Origin of the sequence: Mycobacterium sp. E3251, from assembly GCF_001666835.1 — a bacterium.
In the GTDB taxonomy this organism is placed as follows: Bacteria; Actinomycetota; Actinomycetes; order Mycobacteriales; family Mycobacteriaceae; genus Mycobacterium.
The window spans coordinates 1-21,190 of the sequence record NZ_LZJF01000180.1; the positions used below are offsets into that span (position 1 = coordinate 1).

The 21,190-nt window shown below is 68.9% G+C and carries 23 protein-coding genes and 2 pseudogenes; 18 read left to right on the forward strand and 7 right to left on the reverse strand.

All coding sequences use genetic code 11. The features are described from left to right. A pseudogene (locus A5697_RS27410) lies at positions 1–224 on the reverse strand (site-2 protease family protein); the annotation flags it as partial. Positions 225–227: 3 nt separating this feature from the next. On the opposite strand from A5697_RS27410, the pseudogene A5697_RS21820 reads away from it, so the two are divergent. The 6 genes and pseudogenes from A5697_RS21820 to A5697_RS21845 all read left to right on the forward strand — a co-directional run. Continuing rightward, positions 228–662 (forward strand): annotated as a pseudogene (locus A5697_RS21820) (CBS domain-containing protein); the annotation flags it as partial. Between the two features lie 42 nt (positions 663–704). Next, entirely contained in the window at positions 705–1,061 is a 357-nt protein-coding gene (fdxA, locus tag A5697_RS21825) for a ferredoxin (RefSeq protein ID WP_067948761.1), read from the forward strand. Between the two features lie 7 nt (positions 1,062–1,068). After that, a complete protein-coding gene (locus A5697_RS21830) occupies positions 1,069–1,749 on the forward strand; it encodes a metalloregulator ArsR/SmtB family transcription factor (protein WP_068012015.1) in 681 nt (226 codons plus the stop codon). Beyond that, the gene (locus A5697_RS21835) at positions 1,746–2,171 is read left to right on the forward strand and encodes a hypothetical protein (RefSeq protein ID WP_067948819.1); all 426 of its coding nucleotides are present in this window, start codon (positions 1,746–1,748) and stop codon (positions 2,169–2,171) included. Before A5697_RS21830 ends, A5697_RS21835 begins: the two co-directional genes overlap by 4 nt. Before the next feature lie 31 nt (positions 2,172–2,202). Beyond that, positions 2,203–2,547 carry a cupin domain-containing protein gene (locus A5697_RS21840; RefSeq protein ID WP_067948757.1) on the forward strand — a complete coding sequence of 115 codons (345 nt, stop codon included), beginning with the start codon at positions 2,203–2,205 and terminating at the stop codon, positions 2,545–2,547. A 4-nt stretch (positions 2,548–2,551) separates the two neighbouring features. Beyond that, positions 2,552–3,493 carry a nitronate monooxygenase family protein gene (locus A5697_RS21845; protein ID WP_067948755.1) on the forward strand — a complete coding sequence of 314 codons (942 nt, stop codon included), beginning with the start codon at positions 2,552–2,554 and terminating at the stop codon, positions 3,491–3,493. 19 nt (positions 3,494–3,512) lie between these two features. On the opposite strand, the gene A5697_RS21850 is transcribed toward A5697_RS21845, so the two are convergent. Further along, on the reverse strand, positions 3,513–4,013 hold the full coding sequence (locus A5697_RS21850) for a DUF1990 family protein (RefSeq protein WP_068012016.1): 501 nt from the start codon (positions 4,011–4,013) through the stop codon (positions 3,513–3,515). Between the two features lie 57 nt (positions 4,014–4,070). On the opposite strand from A5697_RS21850, the gene A5697_RS21855 reads away from it, so the two are divergent. Both A5697_RS21855 and A5697_RS21860 read left to right on the forward strand, forming a co-directional pair. Then, positions 4,071–4,955, forward strand: coding sequence for an aldo/keto reductase (locus tag A5697_RS21855; RefSeq protein WP_068012017.1), 885 nt, complete (start codon positions 4,071–4,073; stop codon positions 4,953–4,955). A gap of 31 nt (positions 4,956–4,986) precedes the next feature. Beyond that, positions 4,987–5,613: a PaaI family thioesterase gene (locus tag A5697_RS21860; RefSeq protein WP_068012018.1), complete on the forward strand. Its 627-nt coding sequence runs from the start codon at positions 4,987–4,989 to the stop codon at positions 5,611–5,613. On the opposite strand, the gene A5697_RS21865 is transcribed toward A5697_RS21860, so the two are convergent. Beyond that, a complete protein-coding gene (locus A5697_RS21865; RefSeq protein ID WP_068012019.1) occupies positions 5,610–7,184 on the reverse strand; it encodes an MmgE/PrpD family protein in 1,575 nt (524 codons plus the stop codon). The two genes, A5697_RS21860 and A5697_RS21865, sit on opposite strands and share 4 nt — an antisense overlap. 131 nt (positions 7,185–7,315) lie before the next feature. On the opposite strand from A5697_RS21865, the gene thrS reads away from it, so the two are divergent. From thrS to A5697_RS21895, 6 genes are read left to right on the forward strand one after another with little or no spacing between them, the layout of a single operon-like run. Continuing rightward, on the forward strand, positions 7,316–9,370 hold the full coding sequence (gene thrS / locus A5697_RS21870) for a threonine--tRNA ligase (RefSeq protein WP_068012020.1): 2,055 nt from the start codon (positions 7,316–7,318) through the stop codon (positions 9,368–9,370). A gap of 3 nt (positions 9,371–9,373) precedes the next feature. After that, on the forward strand, positions 9,374–9,946 hold the full coding sequence (locus A5697_RS21875) for an HIT domain-containing protein (protein WP_068012021.1): 573 nt from the start codon (positions 9,374–9,376) through the stop codon (positions 9,944–9,946). Between the two features lie 49 nt (positions 9,947–9,995). After that, positions 9,996–10,628, forward strand: a complete 633-nt coding sequence (gene pgsA / locus A5697_RS21880) for a phosphatidylinositol phosphate synthase (protein ID WP_067948739.1) — start codon at positions 9,996–9,998, stop codon at positions 10,626–10,628. Next, positions 10,592–11,566, forward strand: coding sequence for a phosphatidylinositol mannoside acyltransferase (locus tag A5697_RS21885; RefSeq protein ID WP_369806143.1), 975 nt, complete (start codon positions 10,592–10,594; stop codon positions 11,564–11,566). Before pgsA ends, A5697_RS21885 begins: the two co-directional genes overlap by 37 nt. Beyond that, positions 11,566–12,690 carry a glycosyltransferase family 4 protein gene (locus A5697_RS21890; protein WP_068012022.1) on the forward strand — a complete coding sequence of 375 codons (1,125 nt, stop codon included), beginning with the start codon at positions 11,566–11,568 and terminating at the stop codon, positions 12,688–12,690. Before A5697_RS21885 ends, A5697_RS21890 begins: the two co-directional genes overlap by 1 nt. Next, the gene (locus A5697_RS21895; RefSeq protein ID WP_067948735.1) at positions 12,690–13,715 is read left to right on the forward strand and encodes an NUDIX hydrolase; all 1,026 of its coding nucleotides are present in this window, start codon (positions 12,690–12,692) and stop codon (positions 13,713–13,715) included. Before A5697_RS21890 ends, A5697_RS21895 begins: the two co-directional genes overlap by 1 nt. 5 nt (positions 13,716–13,720) lie before the next feature. Here the strand turns inward: A5697_RS21895 and A5697_RS21900 are convergent, their stop codons facing one another. Together A5697_RS21900 and A5697_RS21905 are read right to left on the reverse strand one after the other, a co-directional pair. Further along, a complete protein-coding gene (locus tag A5697_RS21900; protein WP_068012023.1) occupies positions 13,721–15,001 on the reverse strand; it encodes a PE-PPE domain-containing protein in 1,281 nt (426 codons plus the stop codon). A 14-nt stretch (positions 15,002–15,015) separates the two neighbouring features. Then, positions 15,016–16,134, reverse strand: a complete 1,119-nt coding sequence (locus tag A5697_RS21905) for a PPE family protein (RefSeq protein ID WP_068012024.1) — start codon at positions 16,132–16,134, stop codon at positions 15,016–15,018. Between the two features lie 289 nt (positions 16,135–16,423). Here A5697_RS21905 and pdxS point away from each other — a divergent pair, with 289 nt between their 5' ends. The 4 genes from pdxS to A5697_RS21925 all read left to right on the forward strand — a co-directional run bounded on the left by pdxS (position 16,424) and on the right by A5697_RS21925 (position 19,680). After that, positions 16,424–17,272: a pyridoxal 5'-phosphate synthase lyase subunit PdxS gene (gene pdxS, locus A5697_RS21910; protein ID WP_231972140.1), complete on the forward strand. Its 849-nt coding sequence runs from the start codon at positions 16,424–16,426 to the stop codon at positions 17,270–17,272. An 8-nt stretch (positions 17,273–17,280) separates the two neighbouring features. Continuing rightward, positions 17,281–18,117, forward strand: a complete 837-nt coding sequence (gene tesB, locus A5697_RS21915) for an acyl-CoA thioesterase II (RefSeq protein ID WP_068012025.1) — start codon at positions 17,281–17,283, stop codon at positions 18,115–18,117. Beyond that, positions 18,114–18,710, forward strand: a complete 597-nt coding sequence (pdxT, locus tag A5697_RS21920) for a pyridoxal 5'-phosphate synthase glutaminase subunit PdxT (RefSeq protein ID WP_068012026.1) — start codon at positions 18,114–18,116, stop codon at positions 18,708–18,710. Before tesB ends, pdxT begins: the two co-directional genes overlap by 4 nt. A 214-nt stretch (positions 18,711–18,924) precedes the next feature. After that, a complete protein-coding gene (locus A5697_RS21925) occupies positions 18,925–19,680 on the forward strand; it encodes a YebC/PmpR family DNA-binding transcriptional regulator (protein ID WP_068012027.1) in 756 nt (251 codons plus the stop codon). A gap of 13 nt (positions 19,681–19,693) precedes the next feature. Here A5697_RS21925 and A5697_RS21930 read toward each other — a convergent pair whose 3' ends face one another. Then, entirely contained in the window at positions 19,694–20,728 is a 1,035-nt protein-coding gene (locus A5697_RS21930; RefSeq protein WP_068012028.1) for a hypothetical protein, read from the reverse strand. Positions 20,729–20,756: 28 nt separating this feature from the next. Beyond that, positions 20,757–20,951 carry a hypothetical protein gene (locus tag A5697_RS28540; protein ID WP_231972138.1) on the reverse strand — a complete coding sequence of 65 codons (195 nt, stop codon included), beginning with the start codon at positions 20,949–20,951 and terminating at the stop codon, positions 20,757–20,759. Positions 20,952–21,190: the final 239 nt, after the last annotated feature.

Genomic DNA, 21,190 nt, shown 5'->3' on the forward strand with positions numbered 1-21,190 from the left:
ACGAAATCGTCGACGGTGATCCAACCGGGCGCGGTATGCGGCCCGGCGGTCATCGCGTCGGCGACGCGCACGCCGGAAAACATCTGCTGGGTCGATATCCGCGTCTCCTCCTCGCGACTGGCCGCGAAGATGAACCAGCCGATGAACGCCAGCCAGACACCGCCGATCACGCCGCCCAACAAGAATTCGGCCAGCCCCAGCCCGATCAGGATGAAGGCGACCACCCGTCCGGCGTGCGCGTCGCCGACGCGATGACCGCCGGGCCGCATACCGCGCCCGGTTGGATCACCGTCGACGATTTCGTCCAGCGCTATGTGCTCGGTGACCGGCATTCGGCATACCCGGTCGTCGACCGGAGCGGGGCGATTACCGGTCTGATCACGTTGCGCCGGTTGCGCGAGGTCGCGCCCGCCCAGCGCGCGACCGTCACCGTGGGGGAGGTCGCGCAACCGCTTCACGAGGTCCCGTCCGGTGCGCCGCAGGAGCCGCTGACGGCCCTGCTGGAGCGGATGGCGCCGGCCGGTCCCCGCAGCCGTGCCCTGGTGTTCGAGGGGGCTCAGGTGGTCGGCATCGTCACGCCCACCGATGTGGCGCGCCTCATCGAGGTCTATCGGCTTGCCCATCCCGAAGACGCGAAACCGGCGTCAGCGCAAAGCTTTTAGTAGGCCTCGTTTTTACAAGCAATGTTGTGTAAACTCTTGCCCATGACGTACGTGATCGGGAAGCCATGCATCGACGTGATGGATCGCGCCTGCGTGGACGAGTGTCCCGTCGATTGCATCTACGAGGGCGGCCGCGCGCTCTACATACATCCCGACGAATGCGTGGACTGCGGAGCATGCGAGCCGGTGTGCCCGGTCGATGCCATCTACTACGAAGACGACCTGCCCGAGGAGCTCAGACCGTACCTGGCCGACAACGAGGCGTTCTTCACCGAAACGCTGCCCGGCCGCGACGCCCCCCTGGGATCCCCGGGTGGGGCGGCCAAGCTCGGGCCGCTCGGTGTAGACACGCCTTTGGTGGCCGCTCAGCCGAGGGCCGACCAAGCGGAAGGAGCGTGAGGGTCCTGTGAAGTTGTCGCCGACGTCGATCGGGGAATCCGCCAGCCGCCGCCGCGAGGTTTTGCGGGTGCTGCGGGCGTCGCCCGATCCCATGAGCATCGCCGCGATCGCCGACGTGCTTGGCGTCCATCCGAACACGGTCCGCTTCCACCTCGACAGCCTGGTCGGTGACGGGCAGGTGGAGCACGTCGAGCTGGACCGCAAGGGGCCGGGTCGCCCGCCGCTGATGTTCCGCGCGGTCCGGCAGATGGACCGCGGTGGCACGCGGCACTACCGCCTGCTCGCCGAGATCCTGGCCGTGGCGTTCGCCGGAGAGCGCGATGCCGGCGCCAAGGCGCAGGCCGCGGGCCGGGCCTGGGGCCGCAAACTGGATGCCAGCCTGGAAGCGGTGCCCACGGAACCCGCCAGCGCCGACGACGCCATCGACCACTTGGTCAACATGCTCGACGAGCTCGGCTTCGCGCCCGAACGGCGGGCGGCCGACGGAGAGCAACAGGTCGGCCTGCGGCACTGCCCGTTCCTGGAGCTGGCCGAAAACCGGACCGCCGTCGTGTGCCCGGTGCATCTGGGTCTCATGCAAGGCGCCATGGAGGCCTGGGGAGCGCCGGTTTCGGTCGATCGGCTCGAAGCGTTCGTCGAACCGGATCTGTGCGTGGCGCACCTGGCGCCGCGGACCGCGGCCAAATGAGCGCCGGGCCGGCGGTCGCCGTTGCGCTCACCTTCGTGTGGCTCGGCATGGTGTTGGCGATCTCGTTCCTGGAAGCCCCGCTGAAATTCCGCGCGCCCAACGTGACGTTGCAGATCGGGCTCGGCATCGGGCGGCTGGTGTTCCGGGCCCTCAACACCGTCGAGGTCTGCTTCGCCCTGGTCCTCGTGGCGATCGTGGCCGGGGGCTTGACGACGACGGGCACCACCGCCGCGGTTTTCGTCGCGGCGGGCGCGCTGGCCGTGCAGTTGATCGCGGTGCGCCCCCGACTGACCCGCCGCTCGGACAGCGTGCTCGCCGGGTCGGACGGGCCGCGCTCCCGCGCCCACTACGTCTACGTCGGCTTCGAGGTGGTCAAGGTAATCGCGTTGGTCGTGGCGGGGATACTGCTACTGACGGCCTGATGGTGTCCGCTCAACCGCAAAGGACTCAGCTATGGAATCAATCTCGTTGACGAGCCTCGCGTCCGAAAAGCTGGCCGAGGCCAAGGAATCGCACAGCGGGCGGGCCGCCCACACCATCCACGGTGGCCACAGCCACGAGCTTCGGCAGACCGTGCTGGCTTTGCTTGGCGGCCATGAGCTTTCCGAACACGACGGCCCCGCCGAGGCAACGCTGCAGGTGCTGCAGGGCCACGTGCGGATGACCACCGGCGACGACGCCTGGGAGGGCAAAACCGGCGACTATGTCGCGATCCCGACCGAACGGCACGCCCTGCACGCGGTCGAGGATTCGGTGGTCATGCTGACCGTGCTCAAGACCCTTCCGTCGGTTCACTAGCCGGATGCTTTCCACGCCCTGGTCAAGGGAATTCGGGTTGCGGGTACCGATCGTCAACGCGCCCATGGGCGGCGTCGCCGGGGGCCGGCTGGCCGCGGCGGTGACCGCGGCCGGTGGCCTGGGCATGGTCGGCATGGGCAGCGTCGCCACGAGGGAACTGCTGCAAAGCCAGCTGCAGCACGTGCAGGGAACGTTCGGCATCGGCCTGGTCGATTGGGTGATGCGCACCGAGGCGGGGCTGCTCGAGGATGCGCTGGCGGCTCGGCCGGCCCTGCTGTCAGTCAGTTTCGGGACCGACTGGTCCTGGGTCGCAAAGGCGCACGACGCCGGGATCCCCACCGCCACACAGGTTTACGACGGCGCCGGGGCGCGCCAGGCGGCCGATGCCGGCGTCGACATCCTGGTCGCCCGGGGGTCCGAGGGTGGCGGTCACGGCGAGACGAAGCTCGCGACGCTGCCGTTGCTCGACACCGTGCTGGACGCCGTCTCGGTGCCGGTCCTCGCGGGCGGCGGTGTCGCTTCGGCGCGCAGCCTGGCCGCCGTGCTGGCCGCCGGTGCGAGCGGGGCGTGGGTGGGAACCCGCCTGGCCGCGTGTCCGGAGGCGCTCTCCGGCGAAGGCAGCCGCCGCGCGCTGATCGCGGCCCGGGCCACCGACACCGCCGTCACCCGGGCCTTCGACGTCGCCCAGGCCCGGCCGTGGCCCGCGCGGTTCCCGTCCCGGGTGCTGACCAACGACTTCGTCGAGCGTTGGACGGGTAAAGAGGACACGCTCAACCCGCAGGCCTGCGACGACCTCGCGGCCTCCATCGCCGCCGACGACCGCCGGGTGGCCCCCGTGGACGCCGGTCAGGGCGTCGGGATGATCCGCGACGACGCGTCGGTGGCAGAGGTGATCGACGAAATGTGTTCGGGCGCAGAGCGTCTGCTGAGCGTCTGGGGCTCCTAGCATCGACAGCCTGCCAGGCTCAGACCCCGCGCAGATAGCGCTTGGCGATGACGCGCTGGGCCACCGCCACCACTGGCCTGGCGGCCTTGCTCCACCAGGTCGCGGGCCGCGAGAATGCCGTCACCTCCGCGAACACCGCGGAGGTGACGGGGTCACGCCGCACCACGAAGCGCTCCTCGCCGGACTCCGGATGTCCCGGCAATGTCCCGTAGGCGAATCCGCGGATGTCGGGCTCGTCGACGACATACACCACCCGGCATGGCGCGGGCAGAAAACCCATGCGCACCACCACAACTGTGCCGACCTCGGCGACGTCGGAGCTGGCGCGCACCCGCAACCCCGCCCCGTGCTGCATGCCCCAGCGCATGACGGCGTCGGCGGCCCGCTCGAAGCGCTGCTGGCCCGTGCCGATCTGAGTCTCCGTGTGCAGGTGGCCGTATCCGGCGGGCAAGTTGCCGGATGCGGTCGCCCCCACCTCGGGATAGGTCAGCGGGAGTTCCTCGAGCGCTGCTAAGTCCACCCGCCCAGCTTGCCACGCCGAGGTGCGCGGCGACATTTCCGGCGTACGGTCGTAAAAGTGACCGCACAAAACTCGAAAACTGTTGCACAAGCGTCCGGAACCTTCACCCTCGGCGGCGACTTGACCATCAACCGGCTCGGGTTCGGCGCCATGCGCCTGACCGGCAAGGGTGTCTGGGGCGCGCCCGCCGATCGCGACGAATGCGTCCGGGTGTTGCGTCGCGCCGTCGAACTGGGCGTGAACTTCATCGACACCGCGGACTCCTACGGCCCCTACATATCCGAGGACATCATTCGCGAGGCGCTGCACCCCTACGACGGGTTGGTCATCGCGACCAAGGCGGGGCTGCTGCGCACCGGGCCGGACGTCTGGATCCCGCTGGGCAACCCGAGCTATCTGCGCCAGGAATGCGAGATGAGCCTGCGCCGCCTGGGCGTCGACACCATCGACCTGTTCCAGCTGCACCGCATCGACCGCGACTTCCCGCTGGCCGACCAGGTGGGCGAGCTGCTGACCCTGAAGAACGAGGGCAAGATCCGCCACATCGGTCTGTCCGAGATCAACGTCGACCAACTCTCGGAGGCCCAGCGGACCACCGAGATCGTGTCGGTGCAGAACATGTACAACCTGTCCGCCCGGGGCGCCGAACCGCTGCTGGACGCCGCGACCCGACAGGGCATCGGTTTCATCCCGTGGTTCCCACTGGCCGCCGGGCCGCTGGCCGCCCCCGACGGCCCGCTGCAGCGCATCGCCGGCGAGCACCACGCGACTCCGTCGCAACTCGCGCTGGCGTGGTTGCTGAAACGGTCGCCGGTGATGCTGCCGATTCCGGGCACCTCGAAGGTGGCTCACCTGGAGGAGAACGTCGCCGCCGCCGAGATCACGCTGTCCGACGACGAGTTCGACACCCTCTCAGCGGCCGGGGCTCAACAGACGGTCTGACCGCGCCGCCCCTTCGGCCGCGCAATACGGTGTGCTGGTGGCGGAACATCAGCAGCACCCCGGCGGCGGGTTCAACCCACCGGAGCCGACGACCAAGGGCGGACCCGACTACGGCAGGTTCATCGATGCCGTGCGCACCCTGCAGGACCACGCCCGCGCCGTCGACGCCCCCGACGCGGTGATCACCGAGGCCGCCAACCTGCTGGACAAGGTGTCGGCGCTGCTGAGCCCGTTCGACGCCGACGAGTGGGAGTCCCCGTCGGGGCGTCGCATGGACCTGCCGATGCGCGGCAACATCCTGTCGGTGCCCATGAAGGCCCGCAAGACCGACGACGGCCGCATCCAGGGTTCGGCCCGGTTCGCCCGGTTTCACCTGGGCCGCAACGGTGCCGTGCACGGCGGCTGCCTGGGAATGCTGTTCGACAGCGTGCTGGGGCTGACGTCCTCGGTCCTCACCGGGGGCCCCTACCAGCGCACGGCCTACCTGAAGATCGACTACCGCCGCATCGTGCCGATCGAGAAGGAATTGCAGTTCGACGCCGGCATCGACCGGGTGGACGGGCGCAAGATCTTCGTGTCCGGCCGGTTGACCGACGGTGACACGCTGCTGACCGAAGCCGACGCCCTGTTCGTGCGGCTCAAGCCGGGTCAGCCCTAGCGGCCCAGCAGGCGCCACAGGTCGGCGGCGTCGGCGTCAATCGCCTCGAAGATGTCGGCAGTCCGCTCTTGGCCCCACACGGCAGGTCCACTCGCCAACAGCTTTTCGCGGCTGACGGCGTCGGGACTGGTTTTCACATTGCCGGCGCCGCCGCGGGGAACACCGCATTCGGCCGCCAACTCCTGTCCGTCGCGCAACCTCACCCGTACCCGGGCCGGGAAGGTCATGGTGAATGCGTCCAGCGCTGCCGGCGCCCACAACTGTCCTGTCGCCGCTCGTCCGGCCGCCCCGATTCCACCATCGCGCAGCGCGCGGAGTAGGGCGACCGAGTCGCCGAGGGCGAAGCGAACGCCCTTGTGTTCCTTGCGAGTTCGCCGGACGGCGGCGAGCAGCCGGCGGGCTGGCGTGCCGACTGTCATAGCGCGAACCGGAAGAAGCGGCGCCATCGCCTCGGCCGTACGCAAGGTGAGCGACCAGTCGTGCCGCAACGACACCCGTGCGGCGACGTCGGCGAGCTCGCGGTGGTGGCCGGCCAGCCATTCCTCGTTGACCTCGTCCGGCGTGAGCCGGCCGGCGACAAGAGTGGCGGCAACGGTCCACGGGATCGAGAAGTTGATGGTCACCGGGGTGGGCGTGCGGCCGGCCGTGTACCCGTGCGACATGGCATCCATGCCGCACGTCAGCACGCCCGCATCGACCGCCACCGACGCGACGTCCGCGGCCGGTGGCGGCCCGAGCTCGTGCAGCGCGTCGACCGTCGTGTCGACATACGCGCAGCCCGGATACCGCTTGACGCTCAGAGTCCGTGTCGCCCAACCGGAGCCAAGCCCGCCCAGAAGTGCGGGCAGCGGCGCATAGGAGAACGCATCGAAGAAGCCTTGTGGGTGGTCGAGGGCATCCAGTGGGCCGGTGACGCCGTTGGCGGCCAGGCGGGCGGCCCGGACGCCGGCCAGTGTCGGTTCCGCGGCCGTCAGCAGCTTCGAATCGGGGGCCATGAATCCCGGGACGGTGGCGCGCGGAGCCTGGTAGAGAGCAAGGGCCAGGGCATGTGCCAGCCGGCGCGCATCGAGTCCAAGCAGTCGTCCGGCGCTGACGGCGGCTCCGGCGGCATGCACGAACGACCACAGCTGACCGTTGAGCGGCCCCAGCAGGCAGGCGCCGCCCAAGCGGGCCTCGAGCTCGTTGGCCGCGACCTGGGCGGCCAATTGCTCGGCCGCCGGGGCGCCGGTCTCGGCCGCGAGGAGGACCGGTACCCATACGGCGGAGTGGCCGGCGTGCGCGAAGCACATGTAGTCGTCGAAGTCGAGCGCGATCGACAACGCGGCCGCGGCGTAGAGGGCGTCGTCGACGGCGACGGATCGGTGTAATCCCGGCACCGCCGCGGGGCCGTCGCCGGCCCAGCTCTCGACGCCGGCGAGCACGCGCCGTGACGCGGCGTCGCGGGCCGACGCGGCCGTGGCCGCGAACACGGATCGGCGCTGGGTGCGGCACAGGTCGACCACGGTGTCGGGGACGTCCTCGAGACGCAGCTCAGCGGCCCACCCGGCCAACCGTTCGATGGTGGTGACCACGCTGGCACGGTAGGCGCAGTTCGATCGAGGGGTCAATGAGTGGTGGCCCGGCGGTGTGGGGTGGTGGTCGGCCACACGGATAGCATGGTCGCGATCGTTCCGAGATGTCCAAAGCCTGGAGAATTGACCCGATGAGTGCCGCCGCACAGCTCACGCCGCAAGCCCCGATCCGGGTTCCTGCCGGCACTACCGCGGCCGCCGCGGTGCGGGAGGCGGGGCTGCCGGGCCGGGGTTCCCCGGACGCGATCGTGGTGGTGCGCGACGCCGACGGCAGGTTGCGCGACCTGAGCTGGGTGCCCGAGGCCGACGTCGAGGTCGTCCCGGTGGCGGCCAACACCGACGAGGGGCGCAGTGTCATCCGGCATTCGGCCGCGCACGTGCTGGCCCAGGCCGTCCAGGGCATGTTCCCCCACGCCAAGTTGGGCATCGGGCCGCCCATCACCGATGGCTTCTACTACGACTTCGACGTGGCGGAGCCGTTCACGCCCGAGGATCTGGCGGCGCTGGAAAAGCGGATGCGCCAGATCGTCAAAGAGGGGCAGCTGTTCGAGCGGCGCGTCTATGAGTCCAAGGACCAGGCGCGCTCGGAGTTGGCCAACGAGCCGTACAAGCTGGAACTCGTCGATGACAAGTCCGGCGACCCCGACATCATGGAGGTGGGTGGCGACGAGCTCACCGCCTACGACAACCTCAATCCCCGCAGCCGGGAAAGGGTTTGGGGCGACCTGTGCCGCGGGCCGCACATCCCGACCACCAAGCACATCCCGGCGTTCAAGCTGACCCGAAGTTCCGCCGCCTACTGGCGGGGCGACCAGAAAAACGCCAGCCTGCAACGCATTTACGGCACCGCGTGGGAATCCCAGGAGGCGCTGGACCGCCACCTCGAGCTGCTCGAGGAAGCGCAGCGCCGCGACCACCGCAAGCTGGGCACCGAGCTGGACCTGTTCAGCTTCCCCGACGAAATCGGTTCCGGGCTGGCGGTTTTCCACCCCAAGGGCGGCGTCGTGCGCAGGGAGCTGGAGGAGTACTCGCGGCGCAAGCACATCGAGGCCGGGTACGAGTTCGTCAACACTCCGCACATCACCAAGGCGCAGCTGTACGTCACGTCGGGTCACCTGGAGTGGTACGCCGACGGAATGTACCCGCCGATGCATCTCGACGCCGAGTTCAACGAGGACGGCACGGTGCGCAAGCCGGGCCAGGACTACTACCTCAAGCCGATGAACTGCCCGATGCACCACCTGATCTACCGGTCGCGCGGACGGTCGTATCGCGAACTTCCGTTGCGGCTCTTCGAGTTCGGCAGCGTGTACCGCTACGAGAAGTCCGGCGTGGTGCACGGCCTGACCCGGGTGCGGGGCATGACGCAGGACGACGCGCACATCTACTGCACGCGCGAGCAGATGCGCGACGAGCTGGCGTCGGTGCTGCATTTCGTGCTCGACCTGCTGGCCGACTACGGGCTCGACGACTTCTACCTGGAGCTGTCCACCAAGGACCCGGAGAAGTACTCCGGTTCTGACGAGCTATGGGACGAGGCCACCGAGGTCCTGCGCGACGTCGGCGTGGCCTCCGGGCTGGAGCTGATCCCCGACCCCGGCGGCGCGGCGTTTTACGGCCCGAAGATCTCGGTGCAGGTCAAGGACGCGCTGGGCCGGAGCTGGCAGATGTCGACCATCCAGCTCGACTTCAACATGCCGGAACGCTTCGAACTCGAATACACCGCCGCCGACGGCTCGCGTCAGCGGCCGGTGCTGATCCACCGCGCGTTGTTCGGGTCCATCGAGCGGTTCTTCGGCATCCTCACCGAGCACTACGCCGGCGCGTTCCCGGCGTGGCTGGCGCCCGTGCAGGTGGTCGGCATCCCGGTCGCCGACGAACACGTGCCCTACCTGGAAAGCGTTGCCGCGCAGCTTAAATCGCAGGGTGTGCGGGTGGAGGTGGACGCCAGCGACGACCGGATGGCCAAGAAGATCGTCCACCACACCAACCAGCGCGTCCCGTTCATGCTGCTGGCCGGCGACCGCGACGTCGAGGCCGATGCCGTCAGTTTCCGCTTCGGTGACCGCACGCAGATCAACGGGGTGCCACGGGACAGCGCCGTCGACGCCATCGTGGCTTGGGTCGCCGATCGCCAAAATGCATCTCCCACAGCCGAACTCGTAAAGGTGACCGGCGGTGAGTAGACAATGACCGAAGAGGAACGCGCCGACGACACCATCCTGGACACGGGCGTCGGCCAAAGTGACCATCTGCAGCGCCTGTGGACGCCCTACCGGATGAACTATCTGGCTGAGGCGCCGATGAAGCGCGACCCCAACTCCTCGGGCAAGACCGAGCAGCCGTTCACCGACATCCCGCGACTCTCCGACGAGGAAGGCCTGGTGGTCGCCCGCGGCGAGCTCGTCTACGCCGTCCTCAACCTGTACCCGTACAACCCCGGGCACCTGATGGTGGTGCCGTACCGGCGGGTGTCCGAGCTCGAGGACCTCACCGAGGACGAGAGCGCGGAGTTGATGGCCTTCATCCAGAAGGCAATTCGCGTCATCAAGAACGTGTCGCGGCCGCACGGATTCAACGTCGGGCTCAACCTCGGGACGTCGGCGGGCGGGTCACTGGCCGAACACCTGCACGTGCACGTCGTGCCGCGCTGGGGCGGCGACGCGAACTTCATCACCATCATCGGCGGGTCGAAGGTGATCCCGCAGTTGCTGCGCGAAACCCGGCGGCTGCTGGCCACCGAGTGGGCACAGCAGCCATGAGCCGCGGCGGCGACGATGCAGAGCGGAGCGATGCTGAGGAGCGGCGCCAATGAGTAAGGTGCCGTTCCTGTCGCGGGCGGCGTTCGCGCGGCTCACCACTCCGACCGCCCGGGCGTGCCTGCGGCTGGGTTTGACCCCCGACGCGGTCACCATCCTGGGCACCATCGTCGCCGTGGCGGGGGCGCTGATCCTTTTCCCGATGGGCAAGCTCTTCATCGGCACGCTGGTGGTGTGGTTCTTCGTGCTGTTCGACATGCTCGACGGGGCGATGGCCCGGGAGCGCGGGGGCGGCACCCGTTTCGGCGCCGTGCTGGACGCCACGTGCGACCGGATCAGCGACGGCGCGGTGTTCTGCGGGCTGCTGTGGTGGATCGCGTTCGGCCTGCACGACAAGCTGCTGACGGTGGCGACGCTGATCTGCCTCGTCACGTCACAGGTCATCTCCTACATCAAGGCGCGCGCCGAAGCCAGCGGACTGCGCGGCGACGGCGGCATCATCGAACGCCCGGAAAGGTTGATCATCGTGCTGGTAGGTGCCGGCGTGTCCGACTTCCCCTTCGTCGCCTGGCCGCCCGCCCTGGCGGTGGCGATGTGGCTGCTGGCGGTGGCCAGCGTGGTCACCTGCGTGCAGCGGTTGCGCACCGTGTGGACCTCGCCCGGCGCGACGGAGCGCATGCCGTGATCCCGGGCCTGAGTTTGATCGGCACCCCCCGGCGCCTGGCATCCGGCACCGCGAGCGACTGGGGGTATGCGGCCGGCTGGATGGCCGTGCGGGCGATGCCGGAATTCGCCGCGCGCACCGCGTTCGGGGCGGGGGCGCGCTACGCGGCCCGCGGCGGCGGCCCGGACCAATTGCGCAAGAACCTGGCCCGCGTCATCGGCGTGCCGCCCGCCGAGGTGCCCGATGCGCTGATGCGGGCCTCGCTGGCCTCCTACGCCCGCTACTGGCGTGAGGCGTTCCGCCTGCCGGGGATGGATCTTCGCGCGGTCGCCCGCCAACTCGACGAGACATTCAAGGGTGCGGACAACCTGGACGCGGCGCTGGCGAAGGGCCGCGGGGCGGTCTGCGCGTTGCCGCACAGCGGCAACTGGGACATGGCCGGGGTGTGGCTGGCGCAGACGCGGGGCACCTTCACCACCGTCGCCGAGCGGCTCAAGCCCGAATCGCTGTATCGGCGTTTCATCGACTACCGGGAAAGCCTCGGCTTCGAGGTGCTGCCGCTGTCCGGCGGCGACCGGCCGCCCTTCGAGGTGCTCTGTGACCGGCTGCGGGACAACCGGGTGGTCTGCCTGATGGCCGAACGTGACCTCACCCGCTCCGGCGTCGAGGTCGACTTCTTCGGCGAACCCACCCGGATGCCCGCCGGGCCGGCGAAGCTGGCGATCGAGACCGGGGCGGCGCTGCTGCCCTCGCACTGCTGGTTCGCCGACGACGGTTCGCGCGTCTGGATTCAGCCGCCGCTGGACTGCAGCAGCGGCGACGTGCAGGCCATCACCCAGGCGCTGGCCGACCGGTTCGCCGAGAACATCGCCGCCCACCCCGAGGACTGGCACATGCTGCAACCCCAGTGGCTGGCCGACCTGTCCGATGCCAAACAGGCGCGGCTCAGGGAGACCTGATGCGAATCGGGATGGTCTGCCCATACTCGTTCGACGTGCCGGGCGGGGTGCAGTCGCACGTCCTGCAGCTGGCCGTGGTGATGCGCAGGCGCGGCCACGAGGTGAGCGTCCTGGCGCCGGCCTCGCCGCACGCGGTGTTGCCCGACTACGTGGTGTCCGCCGGCAAGGCCGTCCCCATTCCCTACAACGGCTCGGTGGCCCGGCTGCGCTTCGGCCCGGCCACTCACCGCAAGGTCAAAAAGTGGCTTGCCGAAGGCGATTTCGACGTCCTTCACCTGCACGAGCCGAACGCGCCGAGCCTGTCGATGCTGGCCCTGAACATCGCCGCGGGGCCGATCGTTGCGACGTTTCACACCTCAACCACGAAGTCGCTGACGCTGACGGTGTTTCAGGGCATCCTGCGCCCGATGCACGAGAAGATCGTCGGCCGTATCGCGGTATCCGACCTGGCCAGGCGCTGGCAGATGGAGGCGCTGGGCACCGACGCGGTGGAGATCCCCAACGGGGTGGACGTCGACTCGTTCGCCAAGGCGCCGCGACTCGAGGGCTACCCGCGGCCGGGCAAGACGGTGCTGTTCCTGGGCCGTTACGACGAGCCCCGCAAGGGCATGTCGGTGCTGCTCGACGCCCTGCCCGGGGTGGTCCAGCGCTTGCCGGACGTGCAGCTGCTGGTCGTCGGCCGCGGCGACGAGGACGAATTGCGCGGCCAGGCGGGCGAATTGGTGAAGCACATCCGCTTCTTGGGTCAGGTCGACGACGCCGGGAAGGCCTCGGCGATGCGCAGCGCCGACGTGTACTGCGCGCCGCACCTTGGCGGCGAGAGCTTCGGCATCGTCCTGGTCGAGGCGATGGCCGCCGGCACCGCGGTGGTGGCCAGCGACCTGGACGCCTTCCGGCGCGTGCTGTGTGACGGCGAGGTCGGCTGCCTGGTGCCGGTCGGCGACGGCGTAGCGCTCGCGGACGCCCTGGTTTCGGTGCTAGAAAACGATGTGCTGCGCGAACGCTATGTGGCGGCCGGTTCGGCCGCGGTCCAGCGCTACGACTGGTCGGTGGTGGCCAGCCAGATCATGCGGGTATACGAGACGGTCGCCGCGTCCGGCGCCAAGGTCGAGGTGGCGAGCTGATGTCGTGGCTGATCGTCCCCATCGCGATCCTCGTGGGGCTCCTCGCGATATTGGGCGCCTGGGCCTATCAGACGGCCAACCGGCTGGACCGGCTGCACGTCCGCTACGACCTGTCGTGGCAGGCGCTCGACGGTGCGCTGGCGCGGCGCGCGGTGGTCGCGCGTGCGGTCGCCATCGACGCGTACGGCGGCGCCTCGGAGGGCAGGCGGCTGGCAGCGCTGGCCGACGCCGCCGAGGCCGCGCCGCGGCAGGCGCGCGAGTCGTGCGAGAACGAGCTCTCGGCCGCGCTGGCGATCGTCGATCCGGCGTCGCTGCCGGCCGGGCTGATCGCCGAGCTGGCCGACGCCGAGGCCCGGGTGGTGCTGGCCCGCCGCTTCCACAACGACGCCGTGCGAGACACCCTGGCACTGCGCGAGCGATTCCTGGTGCGGACGCTCCGCCTGGGCGGGACTGCCGCGCTGCCAAGCTATTTCGAGATCGTCGAGCGGCCGCACGCGCTGGCACACGGCGACCACGGGGTGCTCAGCCACCGCACGTCGGCGCGCGTGGTGCTGCTCGACGAGACCGGCGCGGTGCTGCTGCTGCGCGGTTCGGATCCCGCGATCGCCCGGGAGCACGCGCCGAGCTGGTGGATAACGGTGGGCGGCGAGGTGCGCAAGGGGGAGCGGCTGGCCGAGGCCGCCGCCCGGGAGTTGGCCGAAGAGACCGGGTTACGAGTCGCGCCGGCAGAGATGGTCGGCCCGGTGTGGCGGCGTGACGAGGTGTTCGAGTTCAACGGCGCTTTGATCGACAGCGAAGAGTTCTACTTCGTCCACCGCACCCAGCGGTTCGAGCCATCCGTCGCGGACCGAACGGACCTGGAACGCAGCTACATCCACGGCCACCGCTGGTGTGATGCCGCCGAGATCGTCCGACTGGCCGCGGCCGGCGAGACGGTGTACCCGATGCAGCTGTCCGAACTGCTCACCGACGCGGCCGCGCTCGCCGGCGGCCGGGCGCCGGGACCGCTGCAATCGATCCGCTGACCGCGCTATAGCCGGTCGAATGGGACGCCGAAGTCGGTCGGCGCGCTCAATGCGGCGGCGAGCGATTCCGGAATTGCTTGCGCCGCAACCGGAGTCAGGCCCGAGGCGGTGGCGAACGAGATGGATTGGAAGGGTCCGGGGAGCCCGGTGGCGTAACCGAAGTCGATGAACGGCTGAAGGAAGGGCTGGAGCAGGTCGGCGAGCGGATTCCCCAGGATGGGGATCATCCGCAGCGGGTCCAGCAGCGGCAGGTTCTGGGGAATCAGATAGTAGGTGGTCACGCCGATGTGTGTCTGGATGGCGGTGGCAAGCTGCGCGGCGGTGAGCGTCGGATATGTCGAGTGCAGGTAGGGAAAACCCAAGAGGGCGTTGAGGTCCGCCCCGATGTTGAAGATGCTCCGCGGGAAGTACGCGATGGGGTCGTATTGGAGCGTGTAGATGGCGGTCTGGTAGAGGGTGTCCACCGGAGTCACGACGTGAAACGCGCCAAAGCCGGGGATGAAGTGCGTGAGGATGCCGGTGCCGGGAACGTTCGGGTCGGAGAGCAGCACGAACGACAGCAGGTCCGAACTCGGCCGGATGGCCGCGGGCAGGGCGTCGAGATAGCGCATTTCGAGGGTGGCAATCGTGGCGCTCTGCGAATAGCCCAATACGACAACGTGATTGCCCGCACCGGTCTCGCTCAGAATGGCGCTGTTGAGTATCGAGACGCCCTGCCGGACCGACTGCCCGAAGGTTTCGCTGGTGAGCCCGGTGACGGGCCAGAAGTCCTCGGGAGTGGTCAGGCCCACCGGCGTATAGCCGGGGTAATGCGGGGCGATGTAGGTGCCGTAGACGGAACTCACGTAGGACGGGGTGGGTTGCGGGTTTCCGGTGCCGCCCATGATCAGCGCGATGTTGCTCGACGACGTCGTCGTCGGCGTGCTTTGCAATTGGCTTGCCAGGCCCAAGCTTCCGCTCACCATCTGCTGCGAGGGCAGGGCCGGCGCTTGCGTGGCGGCCGCGTTGGAGGCCTCCGCCTGGGCATACGAATCGCTGCTGTCGATCAACGACTGCACGAACCGCTGATGAAACGCCTCCGCCCGCGCGCCGATCTCCTGATAGTGCTGGCCGAACGTCGCGAACAGCGCCGCGGTGCGGACGGACACCGCATCCGCGGCCGGGGGGAACACCATGGTCGTCGGGGTGGCAGCCGCCCCGTCCGCGGCCGCTATCGCCGAACCGATGCCCTGCAAATCTCCGGCGGCCGCTGCCAGCGTCTCCGGGGCCGTGACCACGAACGACATCGCATCGCCCCCGACTAGCCGACCACCGGGCGCGCCAGCACACCGGAGCGCGGCGCCTCGGTCGCCGCATTCACCCCGGCCATCCCGCGCCCGGACGTGGTAACCGCCGGCTTGAACGGCACTCTCGGCACGCTCGGCGCCGCTTGACTCACGCCGGCGGTCGGCACGCCGGCAACCGGAGCAGTCGACGTGGCCGCCTGCACCTCGGTGGCCCAGCCCGGCGGAACCGACAGCGCCCCAATGGAACCCGCCCTGCCCGCCTGGGCCAACACCGCGGGAGCGCCCAGCTGTGGCGGGGCCTGCGCCCCAACGGCGGAACCGGCGGAGGCCAAGGCCGACCCCATGGACGGCATGCCGGCGACGGCGCTGCTCATCAACGGATTGGCGCCACCCATGAACTGGCCCAGGACCTGACTGACGAGCATGCTCATGGGTTGCATGGCGAACTCGCCGCCCATCGAGAGCATCTCCAGCGGCGACAGCCCCGAAGTCGACGACGGGGAGAGCCCAAACGACTGAAACAGCGACGACATCAGCTGCGCGTCCGACATGGCCGATTGCGCCTGATCCGCCACCGATGCCGCGGCTTGAGGCGCGGGGCCGAGGCCGTCGGGCGGTTCGGCGAACGACGTCAACTGCGCCCCCACTGCCAGCGTGCTGGCATCGTAGGCGGTCATCGCGGTGGCGTCCTGGGCCCACATCTCGGAGTAGTGCGCCTCGGTGGCCATGATCGCCGGGGTGTTCTGGCCGAAGAAGTTCGTCGAGATCAACGCCATCAGCTGAGCGCGGTTAGCGGCGATCACGGGCGGGGGCACCGTCATCGCGAACGCCGCCTCGTAGGCGGCGGCCGCCGCCGTCGCCTGGGTCGACACTTGCTCGGCCTGCAACGCGGTCGCCGCCAGCCAGGTGACGAACGGGCTGGCCGCGGCAGCCATCGCGACGGCCGACGGACCCAGCCACGGCCCGCTCGTCAGCGCCGAGATCACCGTCGCATACGAGGAGGCCGCCCACCCCAACTCGGCGGCCAACCCTGCCCAGGCGGCCGCGGCGGCCAGCATGGACCCCCCACCCGGACCGGCATACATCAATCCGGAGTTGATCTCGGGCGGCAACAGCCCAAAATCCGGCACCATCCCGACCCCTCCTCAGCCAGGTTGGCGGCCGCCGTACCGCAACTAGGTGGCCACGCTTTTCGTCGCGCCCGTATCCACGGGTGTGAGCAAACTAACGATCAAGTGTGTGTAGCAAGGGGTCGATTTACGGGCCTAGGGCCAATCGGCCCTTTGTGGGTCCCACAGTGGGAAAACTCGTCTCCCGTCCCCACTAGACTGGGTCGACAACGGTTGAAGGAGATCAGCAGTGGATACCGCCGCGTCACCCAACGGCAGCGGACGAACCGGAACCGCGCGCGTCAAGCGCGGCATGGCCGAAATGCTCAAGGGCGGCGTCATCATGGACGTCGTCACCCCGGAGCAGGCCCGCATCGCGGAGGGCGCCGGCGCCGTCGCGGTGATGGCGCTGGAGCGGGTGCCCGCCGACATCCGCGCCCAGGGCGGCGTGTCGCGGATGAGCGACCCCGACATGATCGAGGGCATCATCGCCGCCGTGACGATCCCGGTGATGGCCAAGGCGCGCATCGGGCACTTCGTCGAGGCGCAGATCCTGCAGAGCCTCGGCGTCGACTACGTCGACGAGTCCGAGGTGCTGACCCCCGCGGACTACGCCCACCACATCGACAAGTGGAAGTTCACCGTGCCGTTCGTGTGCGGGGCGACCAATCTGGGCGAGGCGCTGCGCCGCATCAGCGAAGGCGCGGCGATGATCCGGTCCAAGGGCGAGGCCGGGACCGGAGACGTCTCCAACGCGACCACGCACATGCGGGCGATCGGTGGCGAGATCCGGCGGCTGACCTCGATGTCGGAAGACGAATTGTATGTAGCCGCAAAGGAATTGCGGGCGCCCTACGACCTCGTCGTCGAGGTGGCCCGGGCCGGCAAGCTGCCCGTCACCCTGTTCACCGCGGGCGGCATCGCCACCCCCGCCGACGCGGCGATGATGATGCAGCTCGGAGCCGAGGGCGTCTTCGTCGGGTCGGGGATCTTCAAGTCGGGGGATCCCGCGCAGCGCGCCGCCGCCATCGTCAAGGCCACCACGTTCTACGACGACCCGGATGTGCTGGCCAAGGTGTCGCGCGGCCTCGGCGAGCCGATGGTGGGCATCAACGTCGAGCAACTCGCTCAGCCCCACCGGCTGGCCGAACGCGGCTGGTAAAACAGTCCGTGGCGATCGAAGAGATCCTCGATCTCGAGCAACTCGAGGTCAACATCTACCGCGGTCGGGTGTTCAGCCCCGAGTCGGGATATTTCCAGCGCACGTTCGGTGGCCACGTGGCCGGGCAGTCGCTGGTCTCGGCGGTGCGCACGGTCGACCCCCGTTACCAGGTGCACTCGCTGCACGGTTACTTCCTGCGGCCCGGGGACGCCAACGAGCCCACGGTCTTCATCGTCGAGCGCACCCGCGACGGCGGCTCGTTCGCCACCCGGCGCGTCAACGCCATCCAGCACGGCGAGATCATCTTCAGCATGGGCGCGTCCTTCCAGACCGACCAGGAGGGCATCCACCACCAGGACGTCATGCCGGCCGCGCCGCCGCCCGACGGGCTGCCCGGCCTGGACTCGATCAAGGTGTTCGACGACGCCGGCTTCAAGCAGTTCGAGGAGTGGGACGTCTGCATCGTGCCGCGCGAGCGCCTGCAGCTGTCGCCCGGCAAGGCCTCCCAGCAGCAGGTGTGGTTCCGCCATCGCGACCCGCTGCCCGACGACCCGGTGCTGCACATCTGCGCGCTGGCCTACATGAGCGACCTCACCTTGTTGGGGTCGGCGCAGGTCAACCACCTCGACGTGCGAGAGCATCTGCAGGTGGCGTCGCTGGACCACGCGATGTGGTTCATGCGGGCGTTCCGGGCCGACGAGTGGCTGCTGTATGACCAGTCGTCGCCGTCGGCCAGCGGTGGTCGCTCGTTGTGCCAGGGCAAGATCTTCACCCAGTCCGGCGAGATGGTGGCGGCGGTCATGCAGGAGGGGCTGACCCGCTTCCCGCGCGGATTTCAGTCGTGAGCCGTCCCCTGATCGGCGTGCTGGCGCTGCAGGGCGACACCCGCGAGCACCTGGCGGCGCTGCGCGAAGCCGGGGCCGAGTCGATCCCGGTGCGGCGCCGCGCGGAGCTGGAGAAGGTCGACGGGCTGGTCATTCCCGGTGGCGAATCCACCACGATGAGCCACCTGCTGCTCGACCTCGACCTGTTGGAGCCGCTGCGCGGGCTGCTGGCCGACGGGCTGCCGGCCTATGGCGCCTGCGCCGGGATGATCCTGCTGGCCAGTGAGATCCTCGACGCCGGCGCGGGCGGCCGGGAGGCGCTGCCCCTGCGTGCGATCGATATGACCGTGCGGCGCAACGCTTTTGGGCGGCAGGTCGACTCGTTCGAGGGCGACATCCCGTTCGCCGGTTTGGACGGCCCGGTGCGCGCGGTGTTCATCCGCGCCCCGTGGGTGGAGCGGGCCGGCGACGACGTGCAGGCGCTGGCCGAAGCGTCGGGGCACACGGTCGCGGTGCGGCAGGGCGCGAAGCTGGCGACGGCGTTTCATCCCGAGGTGACCGGCGACCGGCGCGTCCACCAGCTCTTCGTGGACATCGTCAACGGCACCGCCTGACCCATCAGTCACATCAGCACCAGCTTTCGGGTGATGATGTGACCCCGGAAATTGATAGCGCGGGCGATATCAATTTCGGGAAGGCGCATATCCCTGTGTTCTTGTGACTGCTGGGGCGGCCGGGCCGTGAGGGGAGCGGCCGGGCAATCTCCGCCAGCCGTCCACGTAGACTCGTCTGGCGAACTTTCGGAGACAGAAGAGGTAAGAGACACCCATGAGCGGCCATTCCAAGTGGGCCACCACCAAGCACCAAAAGGCCGTCAAAGACGCGCGCCGCGGCAAGGAATTCGCCCGGCTCATCAAGAACATCGAGGTCGCCGCCCGGACCGGCGGTGGGGACCCAGCGGGCAACCCGACGCTCTACGACGCCATCCAGAAGGCGAAGAAGACCTCGGTGCCCAACGACAACATCGAGCGTGCCCGCAAGCGCGGCGCAGGCGAGGAAGCCGGCGGCGCCGACTACCAGACGATCATGTACGAGGGCTACGGGCCCAACGGCGTGGCGGTGCTGATCGAATGCCTGACCGACAACCGCAACCGCGCGGCCGGCGAGGTCCGGGTGGCGGTGACCCGCAACGGCGGCACCATGGCCGATCCCGGCTCGGTCTCGTATCTCTTCACCCGCAAGGGCGTCGTCACCCTGGAGAAGAACGGGCTGACCGAAGACGACGTGCTGACCGCGGTTCTCGACGCCGGTGCCGAGGACGTCAACGACCTCGGTGAGAGCTTCGAGATAATCTCGGAGCCGACGGACCTGGTCGCGGTGCGGACGGCGTTGCAGGACGCCGGCATCGACTACGAGTCCGCCGAGGCCAGCTTCCAGCCGTCGGTCAGCGTCCCGGTGGACGTCGACGGCGCCCGCAAAGTCTTCAAGCTCGTCGACGCCCTCGAGGACAGCGACGACGTGCAGAACGTCTGGACCAACGTCGACCTGTCCGATGAGGTGCTGGCCGCTCTCGACGAGGACTGAGGGGCGGGCCGCATTACGAGGCCAAGTCGAGCCTTCCTGTCAGCGTCATCCAGTCGGCGCCCGAGACCGCATAAGCCGGAGGGTCGTGAATCACGGCCACGTTGTCGCTCCATAGGAATCGCTGCTGAAGCCCGCTGAAGTCGCGGCATCCGATGGTCAGTGGTTGGCTGCCGGGAATGCTTAGGGTCACAGCGGGCATCGTCGAAAAGTACTGGCCGGCAACATCGTCGAGCCGGTAGGTGGCCCTGGTCGCGGTCACCTGCGAAAGCGAGGCCGAGGCGGTGAGCGCGTTGCTGTCCGCGTCGATCACCCGGATCGTGTCGTCATCGACGTCGACGAACAGCTGCGGCTGCGACAGCGATTGCGCCAATCGCTGTTTCTTCATCAGCGCAAACGGCCCCATCTGCTGGATCAACAAGGGGTTCGGAAACAGCACACAGCGAGCCGGATCTCCCGGTGCGGGTTCGCCCACAGCCAAGCCGCGCCAGCGGCCGCTCAGGGACAACATCGCGACGAACTCCGGCTGGGACAACCAGGCATCGACGAGCGGCGCCGGCGGGGCACTGAGAGGTGTCGTCGGGCCAATCCGGCAGTCACGTCCGCCGAGAATGAATTGATGGCGGCCGCGCCGCAGATGAAGCGCCAGTCCCGTACTCGCCCACAGGCCTAGCTCGGCGTCAGCGAATGAGTAGAAATCGCCCCGAGCGCCGTCGATCGTGAGTCCCTCGGATGTGACGTCTAGGTGGTACTTGCGGCGCCATCGCCAAAGGAACAGGGCGCCGAGGGCGAGCCCCAAAACGGCCAACAACGCGAGCCAGCCGTAGGCGATCACCGGGCCGGGAACGTTCGGGAAGGACCGGTGGGAGCCGCGCGAGTTGCCAAAGGTGCGTCCGACCATCATCAGCACGACACTCAAAACGATCGCCCAAAAGCCGATCTGGATGTAGATCGTCGCGCGCTTGCCGGTCAGTTTGGCCCAATTGGGCGAGTAGATCGAGCAGGACGCCACGAACGGGCGCGACGCGGAAGACTCTCCGTTGACACTCATGTCGACTCCTTGCTCGCCCGTCACCGGCTTATCCGTGGAACCCCGGGTCGTAGTGCGGCGGCACGGGGCACCAACCCGGGCCGCAATTCACACCCGAGGGATTGTCGGGCGGCGGATTGTCGCCGTCCCAGGTGTGTGAACTTTGCAGCGTCGGCTGTCCGTTGAGGGCGATCCGCGGAACGTTTCCCCACCCGTCGGCGACGATGTACCACGTGTGGCACACAGACATATCCCAGACGTAGTTCTGTGCGACACCGCGGGACGAATTCGGCCCGCTCGGCCACTCCATTGACTGCCCTGGACACCAAGTGAACGGGCCCTTGTTGGCATGCGCGATGCCCTGGGCCAGTCCGATACCTGCGATTGCAAGGCCGACTGAGAGAACCAGGCCCGCCGCAGCCCGCAACACTTTTCTAGCGATATTCATGTGCGTTCCTTCGGCTTGCGTCCGGCGGGTCGCCT

Coding starts and splice junctions, on each gene's coding strand:
- fdxA (WP_067948761.1), top strand. CDS start 705: ATGACGTACGTGATCGGGAAGCCATGCATCGACGTGATGGATCGCGCC.
- A5697_RS21835 (WP_067948819.1), top strand. CDS start 1,746: ATGAGCGCCGGGCCGGCGGTCGCCGTTGCGCTCACCTTCGTGTGGCTC.
- A5697_RS21840 (WP_067948757.1), top strand. CDS start 2,203: ATGGAATCAATCTCGTTGACGAGCCTCGCGTCCGAAAAGCTGGCCGAG.
- A5697_RS21845 (WP_067948755.1), top strand. CDS start 2,552: ATGCTTTCCACGCCCTGGTCAAGGGAATTCGGGTTGCGGGTACCGATC.
- thrS (WP_068012020.1), top strand. CDS start 7,316: ATGAGTGCCGCCGCACAGCTCACGCCGCAAGCCCCGATCCGGGTTCCT.
- A5697_RS21875 (WP_068012021.1), top strand. CDS start 9,374: ATGACCGAAGAGGAACGCGCCGACGACACCATCCTGGACACGGGCGTC.
- pgsA (WP_067948739.1), top strand. CDS start 9,996: ATGAGTAAGGTGCCGTTCCTGTCGCGGGCGGCGTTCGCGCGGCTCACC.
- A5697_RS21890 (WP_068012022.1), top strand. CDS start 11,566: ATGCGAATCGGGATGGTCTGCCCATACTCGTTCGACGTGCCGGGCGGG.
- A5697_RS21895 (WP_067948735.1), top strand. CDS start 12,690: ATGTCGTGGCTGATCGTCCCCATCGCGATCCTCGTGGGGCTCCTCGCG.
- A5697_RS21900 (WP_068012023.1), bottom strand. CDS start 15,001: ATGTCGTTCGTGGTCACGGCCCCGGAGACGCTGGCAGCGGCCGCCGGA.
- A5697_RS21905 (WP_068012024.1), bottom strand. CDS start 16,134: ATGGTGCCGGATTTTGGGCTGTTGCCGCCCGAGATCAACTCCGGATTG.
- pdxS (WP_231972140.1), top strand. CDS start 16,424: ATGGCCGAAATGCTCAAGGGCGGCGTCATCATGGACGTCGTCACCCCG.
- A5697_RS21925 (WP_068012027.1), top strand. CDS start 18,925: ATGAGCGGCCATTCCAAGTGGGCCACCACCAAGCACCAAAAGGCCGTC.
- A5697_RS21930 (WP_068012028.1), bottom strand. CDS start 20,728: ATGAGTGTCAACGGAGAGTCTTCCGCGTCGCGCCCGTTCGTGGCGTCC.